The 22,089-nt window shown below is 58.2% G+C and carries 21 protein-coding genes; 13 read left to right on the top strand and 8 right to left on the bottom strand.

The window, feature by feature from the left end:
- Positions 1-46: 46 nt before the first annotated feature.
- Positions 47-526, top strand: a complete 480-nt coding sequence (locus tag COA55_RS03280) for a hypothetical protein (protein ID WP_290500633.1) — start codon at positions 47-49, stop codon at positions 524-526.
- A 100-nt stretch (positions 527-626) separates the two neighbouring features.
- On the opposite strand, the gene COA55_RS03275 is transcribed toward COA55_RS03280, so the two are convergent.
- Positions 627-3,125 (bottom strand): penicillin acylase family protein, encoded by a 2,499-nt coding sequence (locus COA55_RS03275; protein WP_290500632.1) that lies wholly within the window; start codon positions 3,123-3,125, stop codon positions 627-629.
- Between the two features lie 164 nt (positions 3,126-3,289).
- Here COA55_RS03275 and COA55_RS03270 point away from each other — a divergent pair, with 164 nt between their 5' ends.
- A complete protein-coding gene (locus tag COA55_RS03270) occupies positions 3,290-4,423 on the top strand; it encodes a helix-turn-helix transcriptional regulator (RefSeq protein ID WP_290500631.1) in 1,134 nt (377 codons plus the stop codon).
- Between the two features lie 68 nt (positions 4,424-4,491).
- Here COA55_RS03270 and COA55_RS03265 read toward each other — a convergent pair whose 3' ends face one another.
- Both COA55_RS03265 and COA55_RS03260 read right to left on the bottom strand, forming a co-directional pair.
- Positions 4,492-4,755 (bottom strand): PepSY domain-containing protein, encoded by a 264-nt coding sequence (locus tag COA55_RS03265; protein ID WP_290500630.1) that lies wholly within the window; start codon positions 4,753-4,755, stop codon positions 4,492-4,494.
- A 74-nt stretch (positions 4,756-4,829) separates the two neighbouring features.
- A complete protein-coding gene (locus COA55_RS03260) occupies positions 4,830-5,738 on the bottom strand; it encodes a class I SAM-dependent methyltransferase (RefSeq protein WP_231883988.1) in 909 nt (302 codons plus the stop codon).
- A 204-nt stretch (positions 5,739-5,942) separates the two neighbouring features.
- Here COA55_RS03260 and htpX point away from each other — a divergent pair, with 204 nt between their 5' ends.
- The gene (gene htpX / locus COA55_RS03255) at positions 5,943-6,839 is read left to right on the top strand and encodes a protease HtpX (protein WP_063520908.1); all 897 of its coding nucleotides are present in this window, start codon (positions 5,943-5,945) and stop codon (positions 6,837-6,839) included.
- Positions 6,840-6,939: 100 nt separating this feature from the next.
- Here the strand turns inward: htpX and COA55_RS03250 are convergent, their stop codons facing one another.
- Positions 6,940-8,076 carry an ATP-NAD kinase family protein gene (locus COA55_RS03250; protein WP_063520907.1) on the bottom strand — a complete coding sequence of 379 codons (1,137 nt, stop codon included), beginning with the start codon at positions 8,074-8,076 and terminating at the stop codon, positions 6,940-6,942.
- A gap of 92 nt (positions 8,077-8,168) precedes the next feature.
- Here COA55_RS03250 and COA55_RS03245 point away from each other — a divergent pair, with 92 nt between their 5' ends.
- Positions 8,169-8,345 (top strand): PA1571 family protein, encoded by a 177-nt coding sequence (locus COA55_RS03245; RefSeq protein WP_197468714.1) that lies wholly within the window; start codon positions 8,169-8,171, stop codon positions 8,343-8,345.
- Here COA55_RS03245 and COA55_RS03240 read toward each other — a convergent pair.
- Both COA55_RS03240 and COA55_RS03235 read right to left on the bottom strand, forming a co-directional pair.
- Positions 8,305-9,432: a 4-phosphoerythronate dehydrogenase gene (locus COA55_RS03240; RefSeq protein ID WP_063538595.1), complete on the bottom strand. Its 1,128-nt coding sequence runs from the start codon at positions 9,430-9,432 to the stop codon at positions 8,305-8,307. The two genes, COA55_RS03245 and COA55_RS03240, sit on opposite strands and share 41 nt — an antisense overlap.
- A 36-nt stretch (positions 9,433-9,468) precedes the next feature.
- Positions 9,469-10,347: a fructosamine kinase family protein gene (locus COA55_RS03235; protein WP_231880780.1), complete on the bottom strand. Its 879-nt coding sequence runs from the start codon at positions 10,345-10,347 to the stop codon at positions 9,469-9,471.
- Between the two features lie 150 nt (positions 10,348-10,497).
- Between COA55_RS03235 and COA55_RS03230 the strand changes: the two genes are divergently transcribed.
- From COA55_RS03230 to COA55_RS03190, 9 genes are all read left to right on the top strand, one after another.
- Positions 10,498-11,016, top strand: coding sequence for a hypothetical protein (locus COA55_RS03230; protein ID WP_063521606.1), 519 nt, complete (start codon positions 10,498-10,500; stop codon positions 11,014-11,016).
- A complete protein-coding gene (locus tag COA55_RS03225) occupies positions 11,013-12,929 on the top strand; it encodes a tetratricopeptide repeat protein (protein ID WP_290500629.1) in 1,917 nt (638 codons plus the stop codon). Before COA55_RS03230 ends, COA55_RS03225 begins: the two co-directional genes overlap by 4 nt.
- Entirely contained in the window at positions 12,926-15,871 is a 2,946-nt protein-coding gene (locus COA55_RS03220; RefSeq protein WP_290500628.1) for a tetratricopeptide repeat protein, read from the top strand. Before COA55_RS03225 ends, COA55_RS03220 begins: the two co-directional genes overlap by 4 nt.
- The gene (locus COA55_RS03215) at positions 15,852-16,616 is read left to right on the top strand and encodes a tetratricopeptide repeat protein (RefSeq protein ID WP_290500627.1); all 765 of its coding nucleotides are present in this window, start codon (positions 15,852-15,854) and stop codon (positions 16,614-16,616) included. Before COA55_RS03220 ends, COA55_RS03215 begins: the two co-directional genes overlap by 20 nt.
- Complete coding sequence (locus tag COA55_RS03210; RefSeq protein ID WP_290500626.1) at positions 16,616-16,903, top strand: hypothetical protein; 288 nt, start codon at positions 16,616-16,618, stop codon at positions 16,901-16,903. Before COA55_RS03215 ends, COA55_RS03210 begins: the two co-directional genes overlap by 1 nt.
- A 149-nt stretch (positions 16,904-17,052) precedes the next feature.
- Positions 17,053-17,745: a MotA/TolQ/ExbB proton channel family protein gene (locus COA55_RS03205; RefSeq protein WP_007151030.1), complete on the top strand. Its 693-nt coding sequence runs from the start codon at positions 17,053-17,055 to the stop codon at positions 17,743-17,745.
- 40 nt (positions 17,746-17,785) lie between these two features.
- Positions 17,786-18,325: a biopolymer transporter ExbD gene (locus COA55_RS03200; protein WP_290500625.1), complete on the top strand. Its 540-nt coding sequence runs from the start codon at positions 17,786-17,788 to the stop codon at positions 18,323-18,325.
- Positions 18,322-18,822 carry a biopolymer transporter ExbD gene (locus COA55_RS03195; RefSeq protein WP_063521611.1) on the top strand — a complete coding sequence of 167 codons (501 nt, stop codon included), beginning with the start codon at positions 18,322-18,324 and terminating at the stop codon, positions 18,820-18,822. The genes COA55_RS03200 and COA55_RS03195 overlap by 4 nt, the downstream gene beginning before the upstream one ends.
- The gene (locus COA55_RS03190; protein ID WP_063521612.1) at positions 18,819-19,808 is read left to right on the top strand and encodes a TonB family protein; all 990 of its coding nucleotides are present in this window, start codon (positions 18,819-18,821) and stop codon (positions 19,806-19,808) included. Before COA55_RS03195 ends, COA55_RS03190 begins: the two co-directional genes overlap by 4 nt.
- A gap of 256 nt (positions 19,809-20,064) precedes the next feature.
- Here COA55_RS03190 and COA55_RS03185 read toward each other — a convergent pair whose 3' ends face one another.
- A complete protein-coding gene (locus tag COA55_RS03185) occupies positions 20,065-20,502 on the bottom strand; it encodes a thioesterase family protein (protein ID WP_063518735.1) in 438 nt (145 codons plus the stop codon).
- A gap of 48 nt (positions 20,503-20,550) precedes the next feature.
- Positions 20,551-21,708: an iron-containing alcohol dehydrogenase gene (locus COA55_RS03180; RefSeq protein WP_290500624.1), complete on the bottom strand. Its 1,158-nt coding sequence runs from the start codon at positions 21,706-21,708 to the stop codon at positions 20,551-20,553.
- Positions 21,709-22,089 lie beyond the last annotated feature (381 nt).

The following is a 22,089-nucleotide window of genomic DNA, read 5'->3' as shown; positions in this document are numbered from 1 at the left end:
CTGACGCCCCATAAGAACAATACCATGACGTCTGTTAGGTAAGCCCATGTCCCACCTGCATATCGATGATTTCACCCACGATGTGGCCCGCATTCTGATGCAGAGCTACATGAGTTTCCCTCGCCCGGGCGCCTTGTACGTGGAAGATATTATCGGCCCCACCGAGGTGGATGATGTGGGTTTGCACAGCACCCGACACATGAGCTGCCTGGGCGCCATGCTGTGGCTCGCCGAAGAAGGCTACCTGCGGTACCAGGCCACCATTTTTCAGGAAGGTCTGGAACAGGCCGTATTGAGCAACCGCGCTTTTGTGCTGCTCACCGCTCTCAGCGATCTACGCTTTGAAGAAACCGATCCGCAACTTCCCGCCTCAGTGCAGCTGGAAAAAGCCACGGTTGCCGAACAACTGATTCAGGCAATACGTGCCCAGGACTCCGCTCGCACTACGGCGCTGGTGCGCTACCTGCTGTCACGCAATCCGCAGCCGGTAGACAAGGACGAGTTCGCCCCGCTCGGCGCCAAATAAACTGCGCCACCTTTAAATCACCGCGCACCAACGCAAAAGGCCCACACCATGTGGGCCTTTTGCTGTCGGGACATTTAGCGGGCTTCAGTGAAACGGAGCATTAGCGCTCCTGCATCAGCTCCAGGGTCTCCACCGTATTATCGGCCACCTCGGACTCGGTGAAACGCACAGGGCGCCACTGCAACTGGCTGTACTGCTGCGTCTGGTCACTGAAAAAATCACTCTCAGGATCATGTGACTGGCTGTAGCTCAGAAGCATTTCCGCCTGGGGTCCTTCATCGGTGTAAGACAACGCCATGATAAAACTGGAACCGTAATTGGGCGGGTATGCCAGCTCATCCGTGCCATCACCATCTTCATCCAGCGCAAACAGCAGGCTGTCCGGTTGCGGGCTGCCAATAACATTGTTGGCAAAGTCAGAGGTGCTGCGCGACGCGGTTTTGCTCTCCGCCATATTGAACACGCCCTCATAGGAGTAGCCGCCACTGACGGGGATCCCGGCTTCTCCCTGCGCTTTGATCAAATACTGGATGTCACCCAAGGGGGCATCCAGGCTGATGCCATTATCGGTCAGCATTTTCGCGGCGCGAGCCAACGCAACCAGCACCGGGTCCTGCTCGGGGTTGGCCGTATCGATGGGCGCCAGGCCTGACGGCGTTGTCGCCCCGTTATCCGCATCGAAAGGTTGCGCAAACAGGCTGTCAGCCAGGCTACGATGCCCGCTCACCCGGAACTGGCGCAGGGTTTCACGCATCAGGTGAGCCCCGCGACTGGTGATGTTATAGGTTCCATCCCAGTTCACCAGCGCCTGGCAGGCTGCGGTCAAATCGTAAACGGCCCCATCCAGCTCGGCGGTGCTGTAGCTGGTGCAACGCTGGGTCAGCTGGTTGGTCCAGTCACCGGCGAACAGCGAGCCATTATGGCTCAGCACGGTTTTCAATTCGCTGACACTGAAGTTGCCATCGGCACCGGACAGGCCACTGCCGGACTCGTCACTGATCATCGCCGCGTTGTAACGGGTACGTGGGCTACGCACGGTGTCTTCAGGGCCGTAAAGAACACTGTATCCTTCCAGTGGTGCTTCAAGATTGCTCAACCAGTGGCTGCTGTTGGCGTTGTACAGGTAATCGTCGCGGGTCATTTGTGGCGCCTTGCTGAAAGGCACCAGCCCCGGGGTCAGGGTATCGCCACTGTCCACCCACTCATACACAGAGCTGTTGCCGGGCAGCAGCACGCTCCCTGCACCATCCTGCCAGATGGGTGCCAGCTGCGGGCTCTGCGATGCGGCGCGCCAGTAGCCTTCCGCCTGGGCACTCAACTGCGGTACCTGGGTGCCATCGATGTAACTGGCCGAGCCGGATTTGTCGATCATCAGCGTATTGACCCAGGGAATGCCCTGGTGCTCTTCAAATGCCGCAAAGAATTCTTCACGGCTGGTCGCTTTATCCATGGCCAACCATTGGTCCAGCATGCGGGTATTACCGGCATTGGCATCGCGGAACGTAACCGCAGAACCACTGCTCCACCCCAGTGAGGGCGACAGGGAAGCGAGGTTCACCATCGGCCCGAAGTGGCTGTAGTAAACCGGCTGGGAATACGGCGCCAGGCTGCCATCCGGCTGCTTGACCTGAACGGTTACTTCCCTTTGGGTCATGGCGCGGCTCTCGCCATCAAACAGATAGCGGGTGGGATCGCTGCCATCCAGCTCAAGCTGGTAAAGGGTAAAACGTTTTGACTGGGAAACCGTGTGCGTCCAGCCCAGATGCTCGTTGAAACCGATCACCACCGCCGGCAACCCGACCAGGGTCGCGCCAGTGATATCCAGCTCGCCGGGAATGGTCAGATGATTCTGGAAAAAACGCAGTTCCCCATCCCAGGGAAAGTGCGGATTGGCCAGAAGCAAGCTATTGGCGGACTCACTGCGCTCCGCCCCCAAGGCCCAGCCATTACTGCCGATACCCTCAGAGGTCAGCACCTGTTTGGCGTCCAATTTCACGTTGAATGCAGCCCGGGCGCCGGCTGCTGCCGACGGCGGCTGTGCCGCAGCGATGGCGCTAATGAAGTTCCGGCTACTGGCCAGGCCTGCCAGATCAAGCTGATAGGCCAACAAGTCTTCAGCTGAAATCGGCGTTACCCATTCCGCCCCACGGCAAGGGGAAGGATAGTCTCCCTGGCTTTCTTCCAGCACCTGATTGAACCCGGCGCTGTACCCAGCCAGCATTTGTTGCGACGTGGCAGACAGCTGTGCAAACAGCTGCTGCGCCTGCGCCGGATAATCCAGCGCTTTATAGCCCACATCACTCAACAGATTTTGATTGCCCTGCCCCGCTCCCAGGTAACGGGATTTTTCTGATTTCAGCTTCATCAGCTGTTCAGACAAGGTACACAGGTTTTCCCGGGCCTGGGCATAACCCACCCCGTAGCCAAGGCTGGCGTAGTCTTCTGCGGTGATATGGGGGACCCCATACTCGGTGTAGCGCACCGTTGCCTGGTAGGGAGAATCGGGGCCTGTTGTTGGTGGACTTGCTTTTTCCGAATCCTCACTACAGCCTAATAAGAGCGCGCAGCCAAGCATGGCAATGCCAGTGCTGAATCGCATGATAGCCTCCTCGATTTGTTATCATTCTGACGATGGAAGCGTGTTATTAGACAGGACTGTTGGCGGCAGAACGCCCGCTTCGATGGACTCGAAACAAAACAATTTATCCGTTTTAATTCAAAAAGTTACAGGTTCAAATCGATCCATTCGAACGTGAGATCCCGATGAATTACTGGACTGCAGGCGCCGCTATCGTGTGCCTGAGCATCAGCTCTACCTTGCTGCTGGCCGGCTTGAGCTGGATGGTCAATCGCCAACAACATCGACTGCCACTGGCCTACCTGCTTGCACTGATTGCGCTGGCAGTTCTGCAATCGCTGGAATTTGTGTATCACTCCACAGATCTGTTCCAGCACTGGCCCTTCTTCCTGAAGCTGGCTGACCCTGTCGTGGTGATGATCCCGTTTTGCATCTATGGCTATATTCGTGCCCTGCAAGGGCAGAACGTCCTGGCCAGGTCGCGGCGTCGCCGCTGGACGCACGCGTTACCGGTGCTGCTGGTGGCCGCCCTCGCCGTGCCCTTCTGGAGCCTGCCCCCGGAACAGAAAATCTACTGGATGCTGGCCGGGCGCAAGAACCATGACCTGTGGGAGCCCATCACCCTGTACGGCAACCCTTATCTGGCCATCATTGGCGCTCTAAGCCTTTTTTACTGGTGGCAACAACGCCAACAGGGAATCCAGAGCCGCCGCAGTGCAGTGATTGAATGGGTAGGCAACCTGCAAACATTCCAGCTACTGATCGCCTTGTCCATTGCCGCCAGGCTGGCGCTGTTCTATTTGTTCGATATCCGCATTTCGCTGACTTTTGTGCTGGCACCAGCCACGGCCTACCTCACCTATTTGTTGCTGACCCGAATTAATCTTCCCGTGCAGCAAGCACCACCGCTTGCTGCTGCAACGAAAGCAACAGCGAAAGAGATACCGGCTTGTGCAAAAAACGAAAAAAACGATGACGCGCACGCTGTTTTCCCGTTGCTGGAAAACGCCATGAAAAAAGGATTATTCAGAGAAAATGATCTGACCCTGGGGCGACTGGCAGCACACTGCGGCGTCACCACGCATCAGGCCTCTGCGGCGATCAATCAATGCTCCGGCCACCATTTTTATGACTGGATTAACGGCTTTCGTCTTGAGGCGGCAGCACAGGCACTGACAGACACCCGACAACCCGTGACCCGGATTTGCCATGATGTCGGATTCAATGCCAAATCCACCTTCAACACTGCATTCAAACGCCGCTTCCACACCACCCCAACGGCGTATAGAAAACAGCACGATACAGCAAAAAAGGAATGACCTCAGGGCGATTGTTGGGCCACGACAATCGCCCAACACAGCCTTTCAGCTCCGGCGATCAGCGATCTTTAATCATCCCGACGATCAGACAGAATCTTGCCGCTCTTGGGATCGACCTTGAGCTCACGCTTGTTGGTGCCTTTGTACGCCTCCACCTCCAGCTGCCCCCGATCAAAGGAAATCTCGGTAATCGGGGAATACCCCTGCTCTTCAATCATCTTTGCCAATTCGGACATGGGCTTGGCGCCCTCCGGCGGCCGTTCATCGGCAAGCCCCAGGGAAGACAGGCCCAGAGACGCACCCACTACCACCGCAAGATAAATCCGCTTCATGTCGCTCTCCTTCATCCATAAAGTATCACCCGGTCACAGGCCACTACACAGGTAGCACATCCCTACAGGCCTTGCTACGCACCAGGTCTACCATCTGCAGGCACATCAAGCATCGCGGGGCGCTGATAACGATAATGGAGCGTTTTCAGCGCAGGCTCCCCCGCTTCGTCAAATCCACTGGCGCCAGGTAGCCGGGCTTGCAGCTCGGCCCCCGGTAAATTATCGGCCACACACTGCTCCAGCCAGGCGTAATCCAGCCAGGGCGCATTGAGGCAGATCAGCAGGTCGGCCTCCGGCGCCAATAACTTATGCAGTTTACGCAGCACTTTCGGGTAGTCCTTCTCCGCCATAAAGCTGCCTTTCTGGGCACTGGGCGGATCAACCACAATCAGATCGTAACGCCCCAGGCTGTGCAGCTTTTTCCAGCTGCGAAAAATATTGTGGGGCAAGTAATGCACCCTGGCGTCCTGGAAACCATTCAGGGCGTGATTTTGTTTCCCCAGCGTCAAGGCGGCACCGGACAGATCAATGTTCACCACAGAGTGTGCCCCGCCAGCCAGCGCCGCCACCGAAAAACTGCAGGTGAAGCTGAACAGATTGAGCACCTTACGCCCCTCCGCCCGTTCCCGAATCCAGCGACGCCCCTCCGCCATGTCGGCGAAGAAACCCAGATTCTGGCCGCGCTGGAAATCCAGTTTGTAATCCAGCCCCTGCTCTGTGGCGACCGGGCTGTCCGCTAGCTCACCAACTACCACCACATTCTCGGCCTTGCCGTCATACCGGTGCTGGAACACCAATGTCTGACACCCCAGCCCGGCCAATGCGCCGCCAAGGCTGGCCTCCAGACCCGCCAGCACCGCTTCGTCCTGGGGGCGAAATAGCGTTGCCACCAGCACCGGTGGGAAGCAGTCCACGGTGAGCCACTCCAGCGATGGCAGCGTTTTGCCACGGCCATGAAAAAGGCGATGTTTTGGCTGGGACAATGGAACCAGATACGGGTCAAGAAGGTCTGATAACTGGGACGAGCGCATAGGGATCAATACAGGCATAAAGGTGGATACAGCATGCTGCCGGAAGACACAGGATGACTTCCGTTCAGCCGGTAAAGGCAAATTATAGCCCAAGGCTTGAACCCTCTGCGCCCCGCCCCCAATAAATAATTATCTACCTGATGGAGAAACCCCACGATGATGCGCATCGCGCTTTATCTGCTTACCAACCTGGCGGTTATTGTGGTCGCCAGTATCACCCTTAGCCTGCTTGGCGTTAATAGCTATTTCGCCCAGAGTGGCAGTGGCCTGGACCTGACCAGCCTGCTAATTTTCAGTGCGGTATTCGGTTTCGCCGGTTCATTGATTTCACTGCTGATATCCAAGCCCATGGCCAAGTGGTCCGCCAAGGTGCAGATCATCAAGGAGCCCGGCAACCAGGCGGAGCGCTGGCTGCTGGATACGGTGAAAGAGCTGTCAGACAAGGCCGGTATCAAGATGCCTGAAGTGGGCATCTTCCCGGCCCAGCAATCCAATGCGTTCGCTACCGGCTGGAACAAGAACGATGCCCTGGTAGCGGTTTCCCAGGGGCTGCTGAGCCGTTTTCGCCCCGAGGAAGTCCGCGCGGTGCTGGCCCATGAAATCGGCCACGTGGCCAATGGCGACATGGTCACCCTCAGCCTGATCCAGGGCGTGGTAAACACCTTTGTGATTTTTGCCGCCCGCGTGGTGGGTTATGTGATCGACAGCTTCCTGCGTCGTGACGGTGGCGGCGGCCTGGGCTTTGGTTACTACATCGTGGTAATCGTGGCAGAAATTATCTTCGGCATTGCCGCCAGCACCATCGTGATGAAGTTCTCCCGCTTCCGGGAATACCGGGCCGATGTGGCCGGCGCTCAACTGGCTGACCGACGCGACATGATTTCCGCCCTGCAACGGCTGAAAGCGGAGTCCAAGGTGCCTAACCAGATGCCTGACACCCTGGTGGCTTTCGGTATCAACTCTGGCGTGAAGCAAGGGCTGAAAGCCCTGTTCTCTTCGCACCCGCCGCTGGATGACCGCATCGCGGCGCTGCAGGAAAAGCGCCACGGGTAATCAAAAAGAGTTTTAGCAGGAGCACTGTAGGAGGCTGCTTGCAGCCGAAAAGGTTCGCTTGCAAGCAAACTCCTACAGCAGCTTCGTAGGGGACTGACCGCTAATCCCCTGCATTCGTCCCCACCCGGTAAAGAATCTGATCCTCATACCCGGTGGTCACCGGCCATAACCCGCACAACTGCTTGTCCAGCGCCGCGTCGCCACTGTCCACCAGCAAGGGCCGCCCTTCCAGGGTTTCCAGTTTGGTTCGGGTAGCCAGTATCTGAATATTTTCTTTGCCCAGCCGGCGAATCAGTGCAGGGCTGAATTGCTGGTTGCCACGGCCGAACAAATGCCCCTGGCCGCCAATCACGGTGATCACGGCTTTGGCCGGCGCATCGCCAATGTGCTCCAGTAACTGCCTGGCACCGAGATCCGCGGCGACCACCTCGCCATTGCGGACCAGATCCACGCCCAGCAGCGTATTGTCCAGCCCCAGCTGCTCCATCACCACCGCCACCGTGGAACCAGACCCCATCAGGTACCAGGTGTCGTCTTCCAGACTGTCTGCCACCCAGGCCGCTACTTCGGTAATCACCAGGTCTTCCACTTCCCGTCCGCCGCATTTCACCTGCTGCAGGTAACGGGCCTCTGCCGGTACTTGCAGCTCCCCATAGTGACGGGCCTTGACCACACCCTCGCGAAACGCAGCTTCGTCGATGTCCCGCACCTCGGCACTCTCCAGCGCCACCAACCCGCCACCGGCCAGCTCCGCCAGCAGACTTCCCGCCGCCTCTGGATTCACCGCATACACGGCAGAATGCATCTTGCATCCTGCCGGCACGCCCAGCACAGGGGTACCCAGCCCGATGGCATCCACCAGATCCCGGGCGGTGCCATCGCCACCGGCAAACAGGATCAGTTCAGCCCCGGCCGCTTTCAGGGCAGCAGCAGCAGCACGGGTATCATCCGGGCTGCTGGGCATGGGCGACTCACCAATCACCGTGCAAGGAACCTTTGCCGCCCGGCAGCTGTTCTCGCCCATGTCTCCACCCCAGGTCAAAACAGACACATTGGTGACGGCGGACAGTACTTTCAGCGCCCGGCTCATCCGACCTGGTGCCTGGGGTTCGGCGCCGCGACGCAGGGCTTCATTCCGGGTTTGCACCCCGTCGCTCCCCTTCAGGGCCACGCTGCCACCCAGCCCGGCATAAGGGTTGACCAACACACCGAGACAAAGACCTTGATCAACTTTCATAAAAGGGTCATATCCAGATACAAAAATGGCGTTGCTGTCACCGACAGTCGCTAAGTAAATTTAAAGGCCAACTGCACAAGCAGGGATGAAACATGAACCTGAACAACACATCCTCAGCATCGCACTTCCACGGCGCGGCCATCATCGATGAGGACGGCCGGGAAATTCCCATTACCGAAGACATGATCCAGCGTGCCTGCGAGCACCTGGAAGATCAGTGGCAGTACCCTACCGCGCAATACCATCGGGCTCAAAAAGTCGGCGGATAATTGCCGCCCAAGCGTCCGCAACAGCCCCGTCATGCTGCCAGTGGTGCAGTTCGTGACGGACAGGATACTGTTTACGCAGGCGATCAAAGGCCGCAGCAGGGGCCGCTTCATTCAAGCTGTCGCCCAATCGCCGGTAATCATCGTCCAGCCGATATGCTGCTTGCAGTAACGCCAACAGGTCCGCATCACTCGCCACCGGCTGCCGCAACACTGGCGCATCCTCCCCAGCCGTCTCTGCCACCGCTTCCCTGCCTGCCCACTCGCACACCGCGTCATAGAGCATGCGGGTCCCTTTGCGCTTGCCTTCCAGGCTGTAACCCGCAATATGCGGCGAGCCCATCAGCACCTGCTGATACAGCGTCGGCGGCACCGTCGGCTCTTCCTCCCACACATCCAGCACCGTTGACGGCCCGGCACCACCGGCCAGCTGCCGGGACAGGGCCACATTGTCGATAACCGGCCCGCGACAGGTGTTAATCAGCATCTGTTCCGGCCCCAACCGGGCAAGCCGGTTCGCATCCAGCAGATGCCAGGTGGCATCATCCCCTGTGCGGGTCAGCGGCACATGCAAGGTGATGATATCGGCATCCAGCACCTGATCCAGCGGGACCAGGCTCACCGGCCCGGCGTAACCGGCACGCTCCAGCAGAGGGTCACAGCCGCGCACCGTCATGCCCAGCGCTCCCAGCCAGTCCGCTACGCGACGCCCCACATTCCCCAGGCCAACCACTGCCACCCGGGTTTCCCGTGGGCATCGCCCCTGGGCCGCGCACAGCAATAGCACGGATTGCAGCACATATTCCGCCACCGCACGGGCATTACAGCCCGGCGCATGGGCAAACGGAATGCCTGCCTGGGCCAGGTACGCCAGATCCACGTGGTCCGTACCAATAGTGGCGGAGCCTACAAAGCGCACCTGTGAACCGGCCAGCAAGGTGGCATCCACACGGGTGACAGACCGCACCAGCAGAACCTGCGCCTCACCCAACTGTTCCCGGGTCAGGGTGCGGCCGTCCACTCGCTCAACGGTGGCAAAGGCCTCGAAAGGCTCCAAACCGGGCATGTTGGCATCGGCGATAATGTGCATCGGTATCCTTGGGTTAAGCATCAGTATTGGCGCCAGCTATTCCAGCTCCCGGCAAAGCAACCGGGCCGTATCGGTGACAGCGGAGGCATAGCAATGGCCAAACAGGTTGAAGTGATTCAACCAGTGATACAGGTCATACACTGGCCACCGTGCCCGTTGCTCCGGTGTCGGCAAATGCCCCTGGTAGCCATGATAAAACGCCTCGGGTGGTCGGCCGAACAGGTTCAGCATGGCCAGATCCACCTGCGGGTCGCCATAATAACAGGCCGGATCGAAGAACACCGGCTCTGGGCCGTCAATTTGGCCCAGATTCCCCATCCACAGGTCCCCGTGCAACAACCCACTGGCAGGCCTGCGCGGCAACCACTTCGACAGATGGTCAATAACCCGATGCACGGCGCGACAGGCCGGCGCCGGCAGCCCCTTCTCCGTTGCCCATTTCAGCTGTGGCCGCAGCCGCTGACGGGCAAAAAAACGCGGCCATTCGGTTTCGTCGCCGTTGTGCTGCACCATGCCACCGATAAAGTTGTCCGCCACACCGCCATAAACCGTGTTTGTGGCCCCGCTATGAAGCCCGGCCAGGGCTTGCCCGGCAGCCCACCACCCGGCCTGCCCCAGTGGCTCCAGCGCCAGAGCGTCCAGAAACAGGACCCCGCCCGCCTCATCGGCGTACCGGCCCTGTACCTGCGGCACCCGTAACCACGGCTCCAAGGCCCGCAACCCGGCTTCTTCCGCTGCCAGCAATGCGGCATTCGGGTGCATTTTGACAAAACAGCGCCCTCCGGAATGCGTCAGCAAGCCGCTGCTGGCAGTCTCTCCACCAGCACCGGGCCGGTACCCTATCTGCTCGTTCCAGCCCCGTTCGGACAATGCCCGTCGCAGCACCAGTGGCAAATTCGTATCATTGCTATCCATAAACTTGACTATAGAAGCCTCCGTCGGTGGCGCTAAGGGCCAATCATGACCGATGGTTACCCTTGATTTAAGCCGTTCTTCTGATTACAACTAGGCACTAAAGAATGCCGCGTTGGCGGCCCATAACAACAAAAGAAGCGATCGCCACCCATGAAAGCATTTTTGCCCTTCTGCGGCGCCGTGTTAGTGAGCCTGTGTTCCATTGCCGGTGCGGCTGACGACGATGGTCTGTCCGAGCAGATTCGCCAACTCAAGAGCGAAGCCCTCAACCTGAACCGGGATCTCACCCTGCTGGAACAGGAGCTGCTCTACGCCAGCCCCCAGACCAGCATATTTGTCTCCGTCGACGTGGGCACGCCGATTCGACTGGTGGACATCAACCTGACCATCGACGGTGACCATGTTGGTTACCACTTTTATTCCGACCAGGAATTCGAGGCGCTCACCAAGGGCGGCATCCAGCGCTTGTATACCGGCAACCTGACCAGCGGTCGCCACGTCATGGAAGCCACCATTACCGGCTACGACCCCCTCGGCAAGGATTACCAGAAAACCACCAGTTACAGCTTCACCAAGGGCCCCGGCCGCAAAATGGTGGAAATGCAAATGGTCGATGACCTGAATAACCAACAGCACAAATTCCAATTCCGTGAGTGGAATCAGCAATGACACGACCCCGCATGCAACGGTGGCTGTTGTGTTCGCTGTTAGCTATCAACCTGACTCCGGCCCAGGCCGCCAAGGTTGAGTTCTTCGATGAGATTGACACTGGCCCACAGGTCCTTGGCGAAGAAGAGCACCGTTATCTGGCGTTTGGAGAAGTCATGTATGACTACTACCGCGAAGCCAGCTTCGACGCCATTAACCTGCTGCTGACCAACCAACAGCAGCAACTTTTCAATGAAGATACCGATTACGCCGAACTGGTCCTTGGTGACCTCTATGTTACCTACGGGCTACCAGGCAAAGCCGAGGTAATCTTCAACCGGCTGCTGGCAAAGGATATTCGCAGCCGCACTCGCGCCCAGACCTGGTTACACAAAGCCGCCCTGCACTACCGCGAAGGCAACTACACCGACGCCGCCATGATTCTCGATGGCGACAATATGCAAGGCCTGGAACCGGCCGATGAAGCCCGTCGCCGCCTGATGCTGGCCAATATCCTCATGGCTGAAGGCGACTTCACCGGTGCCCTGGATTATCTTCACTCCGTTCCCCTGAACACTGACGAAGGCCGTTACGCCAGCTACAACATGGGGGTAGCGCTGATCCGGGCCGGCCACCAGGATCAAGGCCTCGAGTTGCTTAAATCCTTGCTGTCCGCCGGCGGCAGCAGCAATCAGGCTCTGGCACTGCGCGACCGGGCTGCACTGGCATCAGGCCTGACAGAATTGAAAGGCGGCAACCTGGAGAATGCCCGCGCCGCCCTGCGCCAGGTACGCAGCGACGGCCCATTCTCCGAAGACGCCCTGCTCGCGCTTGGCCTGGCGAACTACCGCGCCGGCGACGTAAAACGGGCCCTGCCCCTGTGGCTGGAAGCCGTGCACCGTAACAGCAGCCATCCCTCCGTGCAGGAAGCGTTGATGCTGGCACCCCGCGCCTATGAAGAGCTCGGCGGCCTGCCCCAAGCGCTGTCGGGCTATCAGTATGCAGCCACCCAATACCGCGAGGCCCTTAAGGACATTCAGCGCGCCATCGATAACATCGCCAAACCTGGCTGGTCCGAAGCCTTGCTGCCTGAAGACGAAAACGCGGCCGGATTACTCCCCGCCAATACCAGCGACATGGCAAAAGGCGGCGAGCTGTCGTATTTATACAAGCTGTTTTCCAGCAATCATTTTGCCCAGCGCTTTGAGCACTACCGGCAAATTCAACAGATCAAATCCATGGTGGAGCATTGGCAGGACGCCCTTCCCGCCCTGCAGCAAAGCTACCAACAACAACGCGACACACTGAACCGCAACCTGCCCCATGTCCGTGGTCAGGTCACCGGCTTGATGAGCCGCCAGGAAACGCTCAGCCAGGCCAGCGACAAACTGGCCAACCGTATCCCCAACTATGTGGATCTGGAAAACCCCGCCGATGTGGCCAATGCTGAACAGGCCATCATGTGGAAGAAAGTCGATGCCCTCGCCCACCAATTCGGTCGCATCCCTGGCTCTGATCACAACAACGCCATTCGCCTGCGCCGGGTCCGTGGCCTGTTACTTTGGGATATTGCCCACCAGTCGGTGGAACAGCGCGAGCAACAAGTGCAAGCTGCTACCCAATTGCGCGAAGAAAGCCAGGTGCTGGCGCAGCGTATTGCGGCCATAAGCCAGCAAATCCGCGATGCCACCCTGCGCACCCGTGACGACGTAGGCCTGCGCCTCGCCGCACAAGACCAGAAAATAAAACAAATAAAGCACCTGACAGAAGAGACCTTGCTGGCCTTGGAGCAAAATATGCAGGCCGACGCCCTCGCCCTGCTCCACGCCAACCAGCAAAAGCTGGCTGACCAGCTGGCCGAAGCACACCTGGCCATTGCCCGCCTGCAAGACTCGTCTGTCTCCGGTGAGAAGAACCAGAGGAAAGGATCGTGAAACGATTTCGCCTGCATAGTCTGGCAGCCGCGATGGTGGCCCTGGGGGGCTGCGCATCCGCACCGCCAAGTGGCACCCTGGAGCAACAGGCCCGTTTCGGGGGAACCACCCTGGCGGACCTGGAAAGCACAGACATTGTCATTGAAGAGCAGCAACTGGAAAGCGCCTCCACCCAGGATGCCTTGAACAGCTACCGTCAGGCAGCTGAACTGTTCGATGATCCGCAGCGCCGGGCCAAGACCCTGCGGCGCATGGCCGACCTGGCACTGGCATCTGCCACCGAACAGGACATGCAGATCGCCCAGCAAGAAGAAGCGCAGCTGGAACAGAAAGTCGACCAGCTCGTCTACGACAACACCATGTCCCAGGTGAAAACCACCGACGACACCGAGCGCAAGCTGGCCCTGCTGGATCTGGCGGGTACCATGTCCCCCACCCTGGCCGACGAGGATGTGGATTACAGCACCGCCATTCAGCTGTATCAGGAATTGTTGAACAGCACCAACGACGCCAACGAACGCGCCGAAGCCTATTACCTGCTATCCAAGGCCTACGCCATGGATGGAGACCTGGACAAGGCCCGCAGCAGTCTCGACTCCCTGGTAGAGCAATACCCCAATAGCGAATGGGCACTGGAAGCTCAGTTCCGGCGTGGTGAAATGCTGTTCTCGGAAGGCGACTACGAATACGCAGAAAAAGCCTATGCCGACGTCATCGAACGGGGCGAGCGTAACGAATTCTATAACCAGGCGCTGTACAAGCACGGCTGGAGCTACTACAAACTGGGCGAATACGAACGCGCCCAGAACAGTTTCTTTACCCTGCTGGACAACCTGAACGGCGAGGCCGTACTGGCTGATGACACCAGCATGGAAAGCAAGCTGTTCGGCGATACCCAACGGGTTGTCAGCCTCAGCTTCAGCAACCTGAATGGCGCCAAGTCAGTGAAAGCCTGGTTTGCCCGCAACGGCAACCGGGACTACGAACCGGAGATTTACCGCACCCTGGGTGACGTCTACCTGAATCAGGAACGTTTCCGCGATGCGGCGGAAACCTACGACATGTTCGTTCAGGTCTATCCGGATTCCCGCCTGGCCCCGGAGTTCTCCACTCTGCAGATCGAGTCTTACCAGAAAGGGGGGTTCCCGACACTGGTACTGCCGGCGAAAGAAAAATTCATCGATCACTATGGGGTGAACAGCGAGTACTGGAACCGCCACCCGGATATCCGCCAGCAATATGTGGATCTGCTCAAGGGGCATATCCTCGACCTGGCCGAATACCACCATGTGCTCGCCCAGAAATCCGGCAAGCCTGCCGACTACCAGGCCCCGGCACGCTGGTATAAAGAGTTCCTGGATACGCCGCCGGTCAGCACCAATCAGGGTGACGTGAACCACCGCTACGCCGATGTGTTATTCGCCGCCAACGACTACCCGGCGGCGATCACCGAATTCGAGCGCACCGCCTATAGCTACCCCGAACACACCACCGGTGGCGACGCCGCCTTCTCCGCGCTGGTTGCCTACCAGAAAATTCTTGATGGCGAGCTCGAGCAGGAACAGGCCACCCAATGGCGCCAACAGAAAATCGCCAGCGCCCAGAAGTTTGGACAAAACTTCCCGCAACACCCGCAGGCAACCAACGTGTTGCACGATACCGCCGAAGATCAGCTCGCTCTTGGTGATGTGGAAGGTGCAGTGAAAACCGCCGGCATTCTGGTCAGTCGCGATCCGGCTCCGGCGCCGGAAATGCTTCGCTACGGCTGGGCCACCATTGCCAACGGCGAATTCGATCTTGGCCGCTTCAAGGTTTCCGAACTGGCCTACAACAAGCTTCTGCTACTGGAAGTGCCGCCGGAACAACGCGCTGAATACCGCGAAAAACTGGCGCTCAGCATCTACCGCCAGGGCGAGCAACAGCGGGACCAGGGCAACCTGGACGTGGCCGCCGCCACCTTCCTGCGCGTTGGTCAGGCGGTGCCGGAAGCCGCTGTACGCAAGAATGCCGAGTTTGACGCCGCCACCCTGTTCATTCAGCAGCAGCGTAGCGCCGATGCCATTCCCGTCCTCGAATCTTTCCGTCAGCGTTACCCGAACGACCCGCTGGCCGATACCATTCCGGACAAACTGGCGGTGGCCTACGAACAGCAAGGCAACTATACCGCCGCTGCCGGTGAGCTGACCCTGATCGCCGCTAACCATAAAGGCGAGAACGATGAACTGGCCCGCCAGGCCATGTGGCGCGCCGCCGAAATGCAGGACCGGGCCGAGAAGCCGCAAGCATCGATTGCGCTCTACGAGCAGTACCTGCAGGAATGGCCACAACCTTATGATTTCCGCTCCGAAGCACAATTCAGGCTGGTGGAACTGAACCGCAAAACCGCCAACAGCGAGCGCGAAACCTACTGGTTGAAACAACTGGTCACCAGCTACCGTGATGCCGGCAACAATGCCGACGACCGCGTCGCCTGGCTCGCCGCCTACGCCAGCTTTACTCTGGCTGAACCGAACTTCCAGGAATTCAACCGCATCAAGCTTGAACAGCCACTGAAAACCTCGCTGGCTGCAAAAACCACAGTAATGAAAAAAGCGCTGGCGGATTATCAGGCTGTGGCCCAGATCGGCGTCGCCGAGTACGCCACCGCCGCCAACTACAAGATTGGCGAGATGTATCGCGTGCTGGCCAGAGATCTGATCAAGTCGGAGCGGCCCAACGGCATGGATGAGCTTGAGCTCGAGGAATACACCATGCTGCTTGAAGACAAGGCCCTGCCCTACGAGGATCAGGCCATCGATATTCTTATCGCAAATGCCAACCTGGTCACCGATGACATCTATGATCAGTGGGTAAAAAAGAGTTTTACCGCGTTAGCAGAGCTGATTCCCGGCCGTTATGCGAAGTTTGAACAGGTTGAGAGCTATGTCGACATTATCTATTAACGCAGCACGCAGCACGCAATACGCAACACGCGGCGCGGCTCTCTTGCTGGTACTGCTATTCGCTGGCTGTGCCACCCAGGGCGGCGGCGGGCTGGACGGTACTGCCGAAGGCAACACCAGCAAATATGAACAGCAGAAAAGTGGCGGCGCTGCTGCCAACAGCGATGCAGTGCATATTCCACCGGTGCCCCACGACCCGAAAGTCGAGAAAATTGCGCAACAGGCCATGGGCGAATACGCCCGTGCCCTGAAAACCCGCATGGCGGGCAACAACCAACAGGCACTGGTCATGTTCCAGTCTCTGGCGGAACGCTACCCGCAACTGTCCGGGCCACAGCTCAACATTGGCTTGATACAGATGGAATTGGAGGATTACGACAAGGCCCAGGCGGCTTTCGAGCAATCCCTGGCCATCAATGATGCCAATCCCTACGCCCACAACGGGCTCGGCCTGGCCCTGCGCGAGCAAGGCGAGTTCGATAGCGCGCGCATTCATTATGAGCGCGCGCTGGTGCTTGACCCCAAATATGCCCGCGCCCATTTCAATCTGGCTGTACTCGGTGAGCTCTACCTGCAGGACATGAACCTGGCCCTGAATCATTTCCGTGCCTATCAGAACCTGCAGAAACTGCCGGACGAAAACGTAGCCAACTGGATTGTCGATCTGGAGCGCCGTGCGCCGGATCAACCCAGCCAACCGGTTGCCGAGAACGGCTCTACCCTTAACCCCGGGGAGATAAACTGATGCGAAGCCTGTTGCCCCTTGCTGCACTGCTGCTGGCCACTGCCAGCTATGCCGCCGATGACCCGAGCGAACCGTCTACCAACGTCATCGGCACCCAGGAAGCTCCTACCGTGCTGAACGTGGTGCCCTGGAAAGATCGGGAAGTGAAACTGGAAAAGAAAGATCCCACCTCATCATTGCTCAACCGGGTACTGGAGCCACTGGACCAGGAAGTACTGATGCGTGAAATAGAGTACCACCAGCTGCTGACCCAGGAACCGGACAATGACGGCCTGTTTCTGGAATAAACAAACACGGTAAATAGCATTAGCGTGCTTGCACGCTTTTTTTCTGATAAAAACGAACACTTTGGGGAAAGGCGTCAGCACGTTCACAACAGCCGAAACGTCGCTGCGCTCAACAATAACGCTAAACAGAAACATCGCAGGAGAAGTTCATGCCCACCACCGCCGCTGCCGCCCAAAATCTGGGTGTCATTGAGACGTCTATCAAATTTATTCAGGATGGCGGGTTTTTCATGTACCCCATTCTGATTGTGTTGGCACTGGGCCTGGCCCTGTCTCTGGAGCGTATCATCTACCTCCAGGCCACCAAGGCAAAAAACCAGAAGACCTGGAAAGATGTTTACCCGCTGATTGCCAAAGGGCAGTTCCGCCAGGCGCTGGACGTGGTCAGCAACAGCAACACGGGTATGGCCAAGGTGATTGGCTACGGTCTTGAGCGTGCCAAATCCGCCAAGCGCCACGATGACATCGAACTGGCCATGGAAGAAGGCCTGATGGAAATCATTCCGCGCCTGGAAACCCGCACCCCCTATATCGCCACCTTCGCGAACATCGCTACCCTGCTCGGCCTGCTCGGCACCATTCTCGGTCTGATCAGCGCCTTTACTGCGGTCGCCAGCGCAGACCCGGCCCAGAAAGCTGACCTGCTTTCTGCCTCCATTTCTGTTGCCATGAACACCACGGCGTTCGGTCTGATCGCTGCGATCCCCATGCTGTTGGCTTTCGCCTTTATCAATTCCATGACCGGCAAACTGGTCGACAGCATGGAAATGGCCTCGGTGAAATTCGTTAACGTATTCCGCCAGGTTTCTGCCCAGCAAGAGCGCAAGAACGACGGCCAATAAGCCGATTCTTGTTTTCGCTAACCTGGTGTAAGGATCTGGTATGCGTTTTCGCAGACGACGTTCGCACGACACCGAGGTGGAACTGAACATCACTGCCTTTTTGAATTTGATGGTAGTGCTGATTCCCTTTCTGCTGATCAACGCGGTCTTCGCGCAGGTATCTATCCTGCAACTCGACCTGCCCGCCGTGAATGACAGCAGCACCCCCTCGGAAGACGACGAAAAAGACAAGCTGGTGCTTGAAGTGCTGATTTACGGCAACCGCTATGAAGTGGTCGACCGTAATACCAGCGCAGTGCTCAAAATTGTGGAAAAAAATGGCGAGACACCCAACAGCACCGGTTTGCACGATTACCTGGTGAAGGTAAAAGAGAAGTTTCCCAATGAGACCGCCATTACCCTGCTGTGCGAGGATGACACCCCCTATGAGGTGATGATCCAGACCATGGACGCTGTGCGTCTGTACAACAGCGAGGTCAACGGCCAGACCATCAAGAAAGAGCTGTTCCCGAGCATCAGCATCGGTTCAGCGCCCAAGGATCAAAGCGCCAACAACGCCGGCAAGGGAGGTGATGCATGAAGAAGTCATCCCGCGCCCGCCGCATGGCCCGGCACCACGGCAAGCACAAAGCCGTAGCCACGTTGAACCTGACCTCCCTGATGGACATTTTCACCATCCTGCTGATCTTTCTGCTGGTGAATAACAACAATGCGGCCAAGCTGCCGGACAATCAGGATATCCAGTTACCGGAATCCATTGCCCAGGAACTGCCCACCGAGGTGCTGACCATTCAGGTGAGCCCCATGGATATCATTGTTGCTGGGCAGAAAATCGCTGATACCGAAACGGTAAGGAATCAGGAAGAGCGTACCGTGGCGGCGCTAGTGGAAGAATTGAATTTCCGCGCTTCACAGGGCTTGGCAATCAGCCCGGACGAAGACCGGGAAATAATGATTCTTGCCGACCGCTCGGTGCCCTACTCGGTGATCAAGAAGTTGATGCGTAGCTGTATGGAGACCCCATACACACAAGTCGCCTTCGCTGTGCTGAAAGTCGCAGAGGAGGAAGAGGAATGACGCAGAAAAACAATAACAAGCTGCGCATACTGATCGACGGCTCGCTGCCTTGGGACAAACAGGAAGGGGAAGACCGACGCCTCTACGGCATCGTTATCGTTCTGCTGATTCTCTCCCTGCTGATCATGATCATGGTAAACGCGGTAACCATCGAGAAACCGGACCGCCGTGAGCAGCAGAAAATTCCTGAGCGCCTTGCGCAACTGGTCATGGAGAAGAAAAAGGAGCCACCACCGCCGGAGCCCGAACCGGAACCCGAGCCGGAAGAGAAAAAGGAAGAACCCAAAAAAGAGGAGCCTGAACCGGAGCCCAAGCCTGAGCCGAAACCCGAGCCCAAGCCCAAACCGGTACCGGAACCTCAGGAACGCCAGCAGGCCCGTGAAAAAGCACAGGCCAAACTGGAAGAGGACCTGGGTGACTCTCTGGCCGGGCTGGACGATATCGGCCCATTGGTGGACTCTGGCAGCGGCCTGCGAACCGGCGGCAACACCACAGCCAAGGCTGAGCGTGACCTGATCGGCACCCGTGCCGGCAGCGGCTCCGGCGGCGTTGCCGTAGCCCGTGCCTCAAGTGGCGGCGGAGGCGGTGGCACATTGTCCTCCGGCACCGTCGGCAGTGGTGGCAAGCAGGTGGACAGCAAGATCGCCCAGGCCGGCGAAGTGGCCAGTACCTCGCGTAAAGGCAGCGATGGCAAAAGTCGCCGCACCCAGGAGCAGTTGCGCCGCGTATTCGACCGCTATGCTGGCAAGTTCAACAGCCAGTACCAGCGCGCATTGCGCAGCAATCCTGCCCTGCAAGGGACCGTGGTACTTGCGCTCACCATCGCCCCCAGCGGCGACGTGCTGGACGTGAAAATCAAGTCCAGCCAACTGGGTGACGACAAGCTTGAACGGCGAATCCTGTTGGTGGCCCGAAAAATGAACTTCGGCGCCATGAATGTGGAAACCTGGAAAGGCGATTACAAGCTGAACTTTTTCCCTAACTAAGACGCGGCACGCAACACGCCGTATGCAACACGTAAAAAGGCGGAAATGGGCTGACACCCATTTCCGCCTTTTTCCTATCATCGCCATGTAGGTCGCATTTACCCAAGGGCACAGAGAGTCTGAAAGGCGTAATCCGACATCCTGCACGCAAAGCAACGCAAACGGCTGATTGTCGGCTTACGGCTACGCCTAAGTCGACCTACATTATCAGCAAGCTGTTCTGGGTATCACCCTTTTCAGATAACGATAACGCACACTATTGTGCCAGTCGCGCTAACGCTTCGCGCAAGGCATCAGGAATGGCGACAGGCCGCCCTGTTGCTCGATTCACGAACACGTGTACCACAAAACCGGTGGCCTTGGCCGGGCCTTCACTGCCGAACAGTGCCAATCCATAGCGCACAGAACTGTTTCCCAGCTTGTCCACCTTCATCCCCACCACCAATGATTCCGGATAGGCTGCCGCTTCCAGATAGTCACAACCGGAGCTGACCACATAGGCGATGTGTTCGCCTTCGTGGATATCCAGTCCGCCTTCGTCGACCAGGTAGCGGTTAATGGTGGAATCAAAATAGCTGTAATACACCACGTTGTTGATGTGGCCGTAGATATCGTTATCGCTCCAGCGACTATCCACCGGGCATAGATAGCCGTATTCCTCACGCTGAGGACGGCTTGGTTTATCACTACTCATTCGTGTTATTTCCTGAAGTGCTGCATATCACCTGTTGCGTCTCTTGAATCAATACACTGCCTTGTAAATATTCAGGGCATCCGCCTCGGTCACTTCACGGGGGTTATTCACCAGCAGCCGTTGCTGGAGCATGGCATCCGAGGCCAGCGTTTCCAGGCTGTCTTCGGTGACCCGGGCATCGCGCAGGCGCACTGGCAGGCCCACCTCACTGATCAGCGACTCCAGCGCCGCAATCAACACCCCTGCCCCGTCTTCATGGTCAGCAAAGGGGCGATCACTGAGAATGGGCGCCAGCTCGGCATAAAGCGGCGCCGCCTTGGGCAAATTGAAGCGCAGCACTTCCGGCAACACCAGAGAGTTACTCAGGCCATGGGGAATGTGGAAATGCCCTCCCAGAGGGTAAGCCAGTGCGTGAACTGCGGCTACCGGGGCATTGGCAAAGGCTTGCCCCGCCATCATTGCACCTAGCAGGCAAGCTTCCCGGGCAGCCAGATTATTGCCCTCCTTCACCGCCGTGGCCAGATTCCCCCCCAACAGGCGCAACGCTTCACGGGCCAGCATGTCGGAATACGGGTTCTTCTTGTGCGCACTGGTATACGCCTCGATGGCATGCACCATGGCATCCACGCCGGTTGCGGCCGTCACATGGGGCGGCAACCCCAGGGTCAGCTCGGCATCCAGCACAGCCAGATCCGGTAACAACGACGGCGCCACAACGCCCGCCTTGGTGGTCGCACCGGTGGTCACAATGGCCACCGGCGTCACTTCAGAGCCGGTACCTGCGGTCGTCGGCACCTGCACCAATGGCAGTCGCGGGCCCGTTGCCAGGCCCACGCCGTAGATATCGGACAATTGCTGGCTGGCCTTGGGGTGTGACAGCAACGCAACCAGTTTGGCCACATCCATGGAGGAACCACCGCCAAAACCAATCACCAGATCCGCGCCGGCGTCCTTGGCACTGGCAGCAGCATCCAGCACGACCGAGTCCGCAGGGTCCGCAGTCACCTGGTCGAAAATCGTCAACGGCATATTGGCGCTGCGAAAGCTCTCTTCCACTGGTCCCAGCAAGGGGGTGCTGCGAATACCCGGATCAGTGACCAACATGACCCGGCTTGCACCCAGCTGCTGGCACAGTTCAGGCAAGCGGGTTGCCGCACCCGCTTCCACCAGCACGCGGTGCGTGGTGGCAAATTCAAACCCCACCATGGTGTCTCTCCATCGAAATTTGGAATGTGATTTTATGCTAGCACAAGTGACGATGGGCATAGGCGCCAATCCCCACGGGTTTCACGTCAAAAATGTATCTGTTTATCAATAAAGCGGTCCTTCACTCAATAGCGCGCTCTCGGCCTCTGATGAGTGCCTTGCCCTGTCCCGCGCCGCCTGTGACCCAGTAGGAGACGCCCACGTTCAAGTCACTCTTGATCGAATCCAGGGTGGCGTTTTTCCCTGGAAACCATCACATGAGCCATAAAAAAACGCGCCCTCGGGCCACTGCTGTCCCACAGTTGGCAGCCTCATAAAGCGAACCTCATTTGAGGTTCGCTTTTTTTGTGCCTGTCAGGCTCAGGATGAAGGATGTCTTTC

Origin of the sequence: Alcanivorax sp. (genome assembly GCF_002733835.1) — a bacterium.
Lineage (GTDB): Bacteria > Pseudomonadota > Gammaproteobacteria > Pseudomonadales > Alcanivoracaceae > Alcanivorax.
The sequence above is the reverse complement of the archived record's forward strand: the minus strand, read 5'-3'. Positions and strand labels throughout refer to the sequence as shown.